Consider the following 10,717-nt stretch of genomic DNA (forward strand, 5'->3'; position numbering starts at 1 on the left):
AAAAATAAAAAAAAAATGAAAAAATTACTATTAACCTTATTTATTTTAACTACTACGGTAAACCTTTCTGCTCAAAGCTGGTGGAACTCTAAAAAAGTTAGAGGAAATGGAAAAATAACAACTGAAAAACGATCTGTTGGAAACTTTGATGAAGTTAGTGTTGGAGGTTCTTTTGACGTTATTCTTGTTGATGGCCGTGAAGGAGAAATTACTATTGAAGGAGAAGAAAATATAATTCCTTATATCATTACTGAAGTAAAAAAAGGAAAATTAAAAATAGAAGTAAAGAAAAATACAAACCTAAGATTCAATAGAAAATTAACTGTTACTGTACCTTTTGAAAAGATTGACGGTATTGGGCTTGGCGGTTCTGGTAATGTTCGTTCAGAAAAAACTGTTATTGGAGAAAAAGTTAGTTTATCTATAGGAGGATCGGGTAATATTAAAACTAAAGTAAAAGCAAGCTCTTTATCAACTTCTATTGGTGGTTCTGGAAATATTAGAGTATCTGGTTCTACTGAAAGCATGAGATGTTCTATCGCAGGATCGGGTAATGTTAAAGCATACAATGTTACTACCAATACTTTAAAAGTAAATGTTGCTGGATCTGGAGATATAGAAGCTACTGTTAAAGAAAAAATTAAAGCTACAGTAGTAGGTTCTGGAAGTGTATATTATAAAGGAAATCCAAAATATATTGATACAAATTCTGTGGGATCAGGAGACGTTGTGAAAAGAGATTAACTACGTTATTATTGTTCTAAACGTTAAGTTAATCCTTGGACGGTGGACTTTTTTAGTAGGTGGAAGACGATGTAACCAATTTGTTTGGGTTTCGTCTTTCATCACTAACAACGAACCATGTTGAAGTACTTTTGAGACCACTTCCTTGGTTCGTTTGTGTTTAAACGCAAACTTTCTTTCTGCCCCAAAAGTAATCGAAGCTATGGCTCCATTTTTCTTTAAGTCTTTTTCTCCATCACTATGCCATGCCATTCCTTCAGAACCATCATGATATAAATTCAATAAACACGAATTATAAGTTTCTTTTGTAGTCGATTCGATTACTTTTTTAATCGCTAATAATTCATTAGTAAAAGGTAATGCTACTTTGGTAATATTTGAATACGAATACTCAAACTGTTTTTCACCAAACCAAGCTACTTTTCTTTTTGTTGTAATTAATTTTCCAAAAATTATGGCTTGATCTTGCTTCCACGGAATTTCATTTAATAAATAATCATAGTAAGAATCTGCTTCTCGTTTCGTAAAAGCATGGCCATAGTAATTAACTGTACCTCCTTCTGGAAGTAAATTCAATAACTCTTGAGACTGATTGAATAAATCCATTTAAAGTACAATTTAACTTATTTCACCAATCTTGTTAAAGCTTCTTTTATAATAGCGATATTTTTCTGTTCATTAGGCTTATTGGCACTTTTTTGTGTTTGAACCATATTACGCATCAACTCTATTCCAACATTATTAAAACCATACTGTTCGTATTTTTTTCCTTTCACCACAATATCGTTTACTAAATTTTGAATCGCTTTTGAGTTATTACTTTTTGTTATTTTTTCATAAGCTTTCGTATATAAGCTTTTTATACTTTTATCTTGACTTAAATACATTCCTGTAATTACATTACCAGCTATAAAAGTTAATTCACTTTCGTCATTTTCTTCTAAATAAATACGAGTTAAAGGTGTTGCAATTACCTTTTTAACTCCTTCAGAAAGTTCTTTTGATTTGGTGTAAGCTAATTTTTTATCTATATAATACAGTGCAACCAAAGCATTACCAACCACCGAATATGATGGACTTTTTAATGCGTTTTCAAAAATAGGTTTTAATTCAGGTTCTGTTAACTTTCCTAAAGTTTCTATAGCTGCTGCCTGAACAAGTGTTTTTGAATCATTCGCAGCCATTTGTTTAATTTTATCGATAACCTTACGCTTACTGTATTTATTAATTAAATTAATATTTTGAAGTGCTAAAATTCTCAATTTATAGAAAGGATCATTTAAAACACCCGCTATTGCATTAAAAGCTTTATTATCGATATGTTGAGACTTTGCAACTTCTAATAATGCTTCTCTTTTGTGTCTAAAGTTTTTTGCATTTTTCAACTGAAAAATAAAATCACTTAAAACTTTGTTTTCACTAATATCACATAATAAAACACCATCTGCATTAATTTGAACTAATTTTGGTTGTGTTGTATAAGACAAATTAAAAGATGTTTCTTTTCCATTTACAAAAACAGTATGACGTTTTACTTTATTTTTTTCAAAAACATCTATAGTTAAAGGAAATTGAAATTCTTGATCTTGGGTTTGATACACATTAACAGTAACCGTTTTTCTTAAGTCATTGTAATCGTAAGAAATATCTAATTTAGGATGTCCTTTTCCGAAATACCATTGATTAAAAAACCAATTTAAATCTTTACCTGTAACACTTTCTAAAGCTAATCTTAACTCATGAGCTTCACCTGTTCCGTATTTATTATTTGTTAAGTATTTATTTAAACCTTCAAAGAAAGCTTTATCTCCTAAATAATTTCTTAGCATATGCAAAATCGCTCCACCTTTATTATAACTAACAGCATCAAACATATCTTCTTTATCATCATAATAAAAACGAACCAAATGTTTATCTGGATTATCTCCTAATTTATATGCTTGAATATCTTCAAATAAATGTGCCTCAGCTTCATCTTTACCGTATTTATGCTCTAACCATAAATATTCACTATAATTCGCAAAACTTTCATTAACTGTTAAATTACTCCAACTTTCTGCAGTTACTAAATCACCAAACCAATGATGAAATGCTTCATGTGCGATTGTAAGCTCTTGTACATTTTGATCTATTAATTGCCCTGGAGTTTGATATGCTTTTTCTCCATGAATAACCGCTGTAGTATTTTCCATTGCGCCACTCACATAATCTCTACCTACGATTTGCGAATATTTATCCCAAGGATATTCAACTCCTGTAATTTTAGAAAAGAAAGCCAACATTTCTGGTGTATTACCAAAAATATCTTTTGCAAAAGGAGCATATTCTTTTTCTACATAATAATCTACCGGAATATTTTTATATGTATCTTTTATAATTTCATACTCTCCTACTCCCATAAAGAATAAATAAGGAGCATGTTTTTGAGTAAAATTCCAATAATCTGTTCTTGTTCCATTACTATTTTGAGTCTGACTTTCTAATTTACCGTTAGAAAGTGTTTTATATTTTTTGGGAACAGTAATATAAATCTCTTGTGAAGTCTTTTGATTAGGAGCATCTATAGTAGGAAACCAACAACTACTGGCTTCAGTCTCACCTTGTGTCCAAATTTGAGTTGGTTTATTTTCATCTTGTCCTTTAGAATTGATAAAATACAAACCTTTTGCCGATGTTATTGCTTTACTTCCCTTTTGCTTTACTCTTTCTGGTTGTGCAGTATATTTAATGTAAATTGTTACTTTTTCATCTCTCTCATAAGTCTTTGGTAAATTTATTTTTAGCTTGAAACCATCATACTTATATTTTAAATCTACATTATTTAATGTGATTTTATGAATTAACATTGCTTTGGCATCTAACTCTAACTCTTTAACGCTATAGAAATGAGGTTTTGCTGTAATCCAAGCTTCACCATTCATTGTTTGTTTCTGAAAATTAAAATCAACTTTTAACTTCGTATGTTCTAAGTTGAAAATCTTATCTCTCTCGCCTCTATATTCAGATAAACTTTGTGAAAATCCTTGATAAATAAAAGAACTACATAGTATTAGTACCCAAAAAATATTCCTCATAAAACTTTATGTATTTAATCAAAAGTACTAATTAAATATTGTATTGCTGTTAATGGCTAGTTAAAAAGAAAGCGACCTAATTAGGTCGCTTTCTTTTTAATAAAGATCTTTATTAAGATCGTAAATATTCATATAATCATTTGTATAGCCGTACCTATCATACCCGAGTCCTATGTAAAAAACTCCATCTTTAATATGAGTTGAAAAACTATATCCTTTAATTAACATTGGTGTTTTTTCATTCCAAGTTCTAGAGTTAAGATCAAATTCATAAATTCTATGTTCTTTACCTGCATCAGTTAATCCTCCTATGTAGTATAACTTAGAATTATAATATTTAAGTGCTACGTTCTGATAAGTACCAAAGAAATTTCTTGGTCTTCCCATACCTGTGAATGACTTGTTGTTTATATCATAGTAAAAACTCTCTCCTTGATACGGATTAAAAAATATTTTATCTGCACCATAAGTTAAAACTTCTAGATTGAAATTAAAGTTTGAAGGTTTGTATCTAAACACAGAAGTATTATCTGTTAAATTATATTCATAAAACTCTCTATCGTCATTATTAATAGCATATAACATATTATTAATAATAACTCCATTTTTAACATTGATATTTATATCTTTTGATGTCCAAACTTTACTAACTAAATCATAACTATACAATTTATTTCCTATAGCTATTTTTAATTCTGAATCAGTTACTGTTAAATATCGTTTTGTTCCAAAAATAAAAGTGCTAAAAGGTATAGGATTTGAATCAAAAGTTTCCCATTTATTTAATGTATGATTAAACTTAAACACTCCTCTATTATTCATATAATACCAGTTTTTCGAATCTGATCCAGCTACATGATCTCCATAATAATTTACATCAGATAAACTTTCATTTACAATGTCATGAGGCTCTATACCATTTATAGAAGCTATTTCAATTCTTTGATCTCCTGACATACCAACTATATTAATACTAGGAACTAATTTTATATAATATGTAAGTTTAAACTCAACTTCATTGTCTGTTCTTCTAATTATTTCACAAGATTCGCCATTCGCTGAAACAATTAGACTTTGTAAATCTTCTCCCTTAACTATAAAAGTATCTCTTCTTGTTCCTTCAGTTCTAGAAATTGAATTTACTTTTACTTCTTTTACTTCGTATTCAAGAACATTTGATTTTTGTCCAGCTACTTCTACGTAAATACTATGTTTCCCCGGTAAAGTATTTTTCAATAAAGGAAAAGAAATTTCATTATTTTTAACTGTATATGAAGATGAATTTGGGTTATTTACTAAATCCCCATCTATATAAACTTTATTATATCTACTATAAGCGAAATTAGTTCCTTTTATAGTTATTCTGTCTCCTGGTACATAAACATCTTTATTTAAAGATGAAATTATCGGTGCATATATTTGAATGTCTTTACTATCTGTTCCGTAATTATTTTTTAAATCAACTTGTAACTTCCCTCCTTCTTTAAGTTCATAATTATGAGAGTAAAAATCTATATTTAACCAATCTTTTAAGGAAACTTTTACTTTACCAGTATTGTCAATTTCAAATTGTCCTCTATAGTTAATTGACCTTCCCCCTATTTTTAGATTATTTTTTTCTATAAATGCATCTGTATTCACACTTAAATCGTCAGTTAAGTTATAGATTTCCTTATCAAAATCTAACAATTTAGGAGCTCTAACATTTACTGGAATTGCATCAGTAAAATCTGCTATTTGTATTTTTAATTCAGGATTTTCAAAATAAAAATATCTATCAACAATTACATCTATAAAATCTTTCTCAAAAGATACTAAACTCTGTTCTCTGTCAGCAATAGTTATTTTTGGTAATACACCAGAACCTTGTTTAAAATACCCTCCTTTAATTCTTACTACATCAAAGAAACCTAATGGTAAAGGCTCTACTTCTGTAATGTAAGGCGTTGTCGTTTGATAATAATTAGGAAGCTCTATTATTTTATCTAAAACTTTTAATTTTACATCGACCTTTCCTTTTGATAAACCTCTAGGAATCGTTGCTATTAAAGTGTCTTTATATTCTGTATAATCTAATGTTGTTTTAACATTATCTAACCATAATTCAGATATTGAATAATGTAGATTTTTACCATAAATCTTCACTTTATCTCCCACAAATTTATCACCACTTTCAATAGAATCTAATTTTGGAGGATCAATTGTAAATTTGTCTTGGATGTCTTTATTAACTCCACAAGTTTTAAGTGATAAATACAATTCTGAATATCTTAAGCCAGTAGGGATTACAACCTTCATTAATGAATCAGATTCAAAAATTGGAGTGTATCCTCTATTATTCATATAAACTAAATTTCTGAAATCTTGAGTACAGAAATTTTTCCCTTTAATGCTTAAAGTATCGTATATAAAACCATTTTTAGGATATATACTATCAATTATAATTGGTGTGGTAAAATTACTTTTAAACTCTAAAGTATCACTATTAACAATTTTCCCTTCATATTCTATAAATGAATATGTTTTGTATAACGAATCTTTAAGAATTTTTTCTGTAATAGAAATATCAAAAAAATCATTTGATAAATTATCAAATCTTTTCTCATTTACATCTCCTGTTTTCTTGTACCATTTCACTCCGTAAGCTTCTATATTATCACCATTAAAACTAGATAAATCTAACTCTGTAGAAGTATCTATTCCATTGATTGAATTATTAATGATTTTAAAAGCTTTAATTCTAGCTTCGTTTTTGGCCTGAGGATTATCTTCTTCTTTATTACAGGATATAATAAATACTAAAAATAGCAATGCGTAAGTAAATCTCTTAATCATAAAATAGTTTTAAAAGGGCGCAAAATTAGTTCTTTAAAACAAAACACCACAACATTTTTTAAAAAGTTGTGGTGCTACTATAATCATTTTATAAAAAAGTTTACTCGATAGGGTCTACTCTTAATTTTTCAGTTTGAAATTCTCCTCCGAACATATCTTTTATCATTTCTAACTCTTGGCCTTCTTCACTCTTTTTGATATTCTGAATCATATTTATAATTCTATTCGGATTCATATCTTCTCCTAAAACTCTAGCTACTCCAAACCCTAAATCTTTTGCATAAACCACAGCGACAATTTCATTAATTGCATCTGTATCTCCAGAATAATACACAGTAGCTCTTCCTCTTTTATCATTTGCTCTGAATAAAGATTTATAATCTGTATTTTTCATGATTGTTTTCAATCTCTTATTCTCTAACTTTAGTTCTTCTTCCGTAGCATTTTTAACAGGTAAAAAAGCTAAATTCAACTTTTTTATACTCTGAAAAGTTTTTTGATCTTCTTCTGAAGTATCTTCAAAAAAAGAACCAAGCATACTTGTAGAAACATCTAATCTGGTATAATTTGTATTATCTTGAGATTGGATTAAATAAGTTTGTAAACTTTCTTCATTCTTACAAGAAACAATTGTAAGTGTGATACATAAAACTGCAAACGTTAATATTTTTTTCATAGTATACTTATATTTTTTTGATAAAAAACATAGCCTAACTAAAGGCTATGCTTTATTTTATTTATTTATAATAAACTGAAAAATTATTCAGCTTTCTTTTGATAATCGTTAGCTATCTTAGATAACTCATTCATATTAATTTCTCCTGTTAAAGAAATAATCGTTGATGATGGTAAGTTTGTTTTACCTCCTTTAATTCTATCGTTTTTATCTAAATCTTTAACAAACATTAATACCTCGCTAACAATATCTTTGTTTTTTGTAGCTTTAATATAAATCTTAACTCTAGATCCTTTATCCTTAATTCTCATTAACTGAGTTAAATTAGAATTTTTTATAGCTTTATTTACCATTTTTTCCATATCAGCGGCAATACTTGCATTTTCTGTTGAAAATACTTTTAATTCTTGAAGACCTTTAGCTGTATTGAAAAACTCCATTTCTTCAGATTTAGAATCTGGAAACTTACGAATAATATCAAATAAATCTTTAGTTACTACTACTACAGATACATCGTCTAAATCTTCTAGTTTATCAAACATAGATGATTGACTAAATCCTATATTAGATACAAAAGCTAATGCTAATAATATGATTACTTTTTTCATGATATTTACTTTTTTGACTTGGTTTTACTTTGTTTACTTTTCGAATTAATTATTTATTTTCTTTATCGCTGTTTGCACAGCTTTATCATAAGTGTCTAACTTTGCTATCGCTTCTGTACCTTTTTTATAATTATTAGACACAGAATATAATGCTTCATTACCTTTATTTAGATTATATGATACCATTTTTAACGCCTTTTTTACTTCTGCGATTTGCATTTCGGTTTTACGTTTTTCTATAATATCATAACCTGTGTATACACTTACTAACAGAGCGAATGATGCTGCTACCGATAACCATTTAAAGTTCTTACGTTTCTGCTTCTCAGGTTTTAACTTAATGGTCTTAGTAAAGGTTTCGTTCCGACTTTGTTTAAAATACCCAAATAACATTGCATATTCTTCAAGATGTACTGGTAATACTTCTGTAGAAGTAAAATAATCTCTTAAAACAGCTTCTTCTTGAAGTGTTGTTTCTGCATTTAAGTATTTTTCTAATAACTTTTCTATGTTAGCTAACTCCATAGTTATGTTGTTTAATTAATGCTTCTCTTATTGTTTTACGAGCTCTTGATAATGCTACCCTTACTGCTGTTGGTTTCATATTTACCATTTCGCAAATTTCGTCAAAATCATATTGTTCAATATCTCTTAATTGAATAATAATTTTTTGTTGCTCAGGCAGATTTTCAATGAGCTTGTGTACTTGGTTTACACTGTCTTTATATTCTATTTTCTTATCTAGCGTTGTATCTTTTTCTTTGTAATTACTATGAACCAATGTTAAATTACTTGCTTGTTTTGATTTCAATCTATCGAAACAATAATTCTTTGTCATAGTCATAGCAAAAGCTTCAACATTTCTGTAATCAGCTAGTTTTTCTTTATTTCTCCATAACTTAAAATAAAGTTCTTGTGTAGCATCTTCAGCTTCTTCTGTTGACACAAGTAAACGTTTGGCTAAACGAAAAACTTTATCTTTAAATGGTAATACAACTTTTAAAAAGTCTGATTGGTTCATTGTCTGGTTACTTAAATTTTTATTAAAGTTGTAAATACATGTTAATTTTAACGACAAATTTATCAACTTTACACACTTACGACGACACAGTATTTTTTTTGTTACATAAAAAGTTAAAATAAATACTAAGTTTTATTTAAATTGCGTTAATACTAAGGATTAAACTCATTATAATGAAGAAATATTTTACATCTAAGTTCCTTTTATTACTTATAATTTCTGCTGCAATAAGCTGTAGTAAATCTGAAGATATCCCTCAAGAACTTGAAATTAATGATTTTGTTTGGGGAGGATTAAATGCATATTATAAATGGCAAGGTGAAGTACCTGACTTAGCTGACAATAAATTTTCGACACGTGAACAATTAAATAATTATTTAGCAGGTTTTAGTTCACCTAATGATTTATTCAATAGTTTAATATATAGACCAGGTGAAGTAGATCGTTTTTCTTGGATTGTTGATGATTATGTAGCCCATAATAATTCTTTACAAGGTATTCGATCAACTAATGGAATGAAATTGATTGGTGTACGGTATAGTGATGGATCTGGAAATATTTTTATAGTAGTTCGAGATGTCATTCCTGGCTCTGACGCTGATACAAAAGGAATTACTAGAGGAATGATTATTAACGAAGTAAATGGAACTCAGTTAACTTCTGCAAATGTAAACGGATTACTTGATCCCGATTCATATACAATTTCTTTAGCAGATTATAATGGAGGGAATCCTGTAGCAAATGGAACTACAATTGATCTAGTTAAAGAGCAAATACAAGAAAATGCAGTCAAAATTGCCAAAGTTATTACTCAGGGAGCTAATAAGATTGGTTATTTAATGTACAATCAATTTTCTACACCTTATGATGGTGATTTAAACAATGCTTTTGCTACATTTAGAAACGAAGGAATTACAGATTTAATTATCGATTTAAGATATAATGGTGGTGGATCTGTTCGTACTGCGACCTATTTAGCTAGTATGATTAGTGGTCAACCAACAACTAATGTGTTCTCTCAGCAAATTTGGAATGACAAAGTAATGAACTCTATTTCTAATAGAGATTTTTTCCTTAATTACTTTACTGATCGTCTTAGAAACACAGATGCTAATGGCCAGGTTATTATAGATGAACCAATAAACACAGTTAATTTATCTTCTGTATATTTTATTGTTACAGGAAGAACAGCTTCTGCTTCTGAATTAGTAATTAATGGTTTATTACCGTACATTGATGTAAATCTTGTCGGAACTCAAACTGTTGGAAAACAAGTTGGTTCTATTACATTATATGATTCAGACGATTATACAAGAACTGGACCTAATTTTAATAATAATCATACTTGGGCTATGCAACCTATTGTTTTAGAAATTCAAAACAAAGATGGTCAAAATGAACCTAACGGTTATACACCAGAAGTAATCTTAGAAGAAGATGTTGCTAATTTAGGAGTACTTGGAGATCCTACGGAACCTTTATTAGCTAGAACTATTCAATACATCACTACAGGTTCTAGAGGAAGTTCTATACTTTCTCGAAGTTCTTCATTACAAAAAACTATATGGAATTCTGAAATGAAAAACTTAGATTATAACAATATGTATATTGAATTAAAATAAATTACAAATATTTCATTATAAGAAAAAGTCCAGCTTAATAGTTGGACTTTTTTATTTAAAATGTCCCGTCCTGAAATAAGTTTACACAATTTAGACTTATTTTATGAATAACACTGTACCCAAGAAAAAGCGAACTC

9 protein-coding genes are annotated in these 10,717 nt (G+C 28.5%); 2 read left to right on the forward strand and 7 right to left on the reverse strand.

Annotated elements, in window-relative coordinates:
• The first annotated feature begins 15 nt into the window (after positions 1 to 15).
• On the forward strand, positions 16 to 744 hold the full coding sequence (locus Q1A46_RS17120; protein WP_299681744.1) for a head GIN domain-containing protein: 729 nt from the start codon (positions 16 to 18) through the stop codon (positions 742 to 744).
• On the opposite strand, the gene Q1A46_RS17125 is transcribed toward Q1A46_RS17120, so the two are convergent.
• The 7 genes from Q1A46_RS17125 to Q1A46_RS17155 all read right to left on the reverse strand — a co-directional run bounded on the left by Q1A46_RS17125 (position 745) and on the right by Q1A46_RS17155 (position 8,958).
• A complete protein-coding gene (locus Q1A46_RS17125) occupies positions 745 to 1,350 on the reverse strand; it encodes an alpha-ketoglutarate-dependent dioxygenase AlkB (protein ID WP_299681747.1) in 606 nt (201 codons plus the stop codon).
• 17 nt (positions 1,351 to 1,367) lie between these two features.
• On the reverse strand, positions 1,368 to 3,818 hold the full coding sequence (locus Q1A46_RS17130; RefSeq protein WP_299681750.1) for a M1 family metallopeptidase: 2,451 nt from the start codon (positions 3,816 to 3,818) through the stop codon (positions 1,368 to 1,370).
• Positions 3,819 to 3,914: 96 nt separating this feature from the next.
• Positions 3,915 to 6,653 (reverse strand): IPT/TIG domain-containing protein, encoded by a 2,739-nt coding sequence (locus Q1A46_RS17135; RefSeq protein WP_299681753.1) that lies wholly within the window; start codon positions 6,651 to 6,653, stop codon positions 3,915 to 3,917.
• Between the two features lie 100 nt (positions 6,654 to 6,753).
• Positions 6,754 to 7,329: a DUF4252 domain-containing protein gene (locus Q1A46_RS17140; RefSeq protein ID WP_299681756.1), complete on the reverse strand. Its 576-nt coding sequence runs from the start codon at positions 7,327 to 7,329 to the stop codon at positions 6,754 to 6,756.
• Between the two features lie 83 nt (positions 7,330 to 7,412).
• Positions 7,413 to 7,937: a DUF4252 domain-containing protein gene (locus Q1A46_RS17145; RefSeq protein WP_299681759.1), complete on the reverse strand. Its 525-nt coding sequence runs from the start codon at positions 7,935 to 7,937 to the stop codon at positions 7,413 to 7,415.
• A 45-nt stretch (positions 7,938 to 7,982) separates the two neighbouring features.
• Positions 7,983 to 8,462 carry a hypothetical protein gene (locus Q1A46_RS17150; RefSeq protein ID WP_299681761.1) on the reverse strand — a complete coding sequence of 160 codons (480 nt, stop codon included), beginning with the start codon at positions 8,460 to 8,462 and terminating at the stop codon, positions 7,983 to 7,985.
• Positions 8,449 to 8,958 (reverse strand): RNA polymerase sigma factor, encoded by a 510-nt coding sequence (locus Q1A46_RS17155; protein WP_299681764.1) that lies wholly within the window; start codon positions 8,956 to 8,958, stop codon positions 8,449 to 8,451. The genes Q1A46_RS17150 and Q1A46_RS17155 overlap by 14 nt, the downstream gene beginning before the upstream one ends.
• Positions 8,959 to 9,131: 173 nt before the next feature.
• On the opposite strand from Q1A46_RS17155, the gene Q1A46_RS17160 reads away from it, so the two are divergent.
• Positions 9,132 to 10,580 carry a S41 family peptidase gene (locus tag Q1A46_RS17160; protein ID WP_299681766.1) on the forward strand — a complete coding sequence of 483 codons (1,449 nt, stop codon included), beginning with the start codon at positions 9,132 to 9,134 and terminating at the stop codon, positions 10,578 to 10,580.
• Positions 10,581 to 10,717 lie beyond the last annotated feature (137 nt).

It is taken from the genome of uncultured Tenacibaculum sp. (assembly GCF_947502995.1).
Classification (GTDB): domain Bacteria; phylum Bacteroidota; class Bacteroidia; order Flavobacteriales; family Flavobacteriaceae; genus Polaribacter.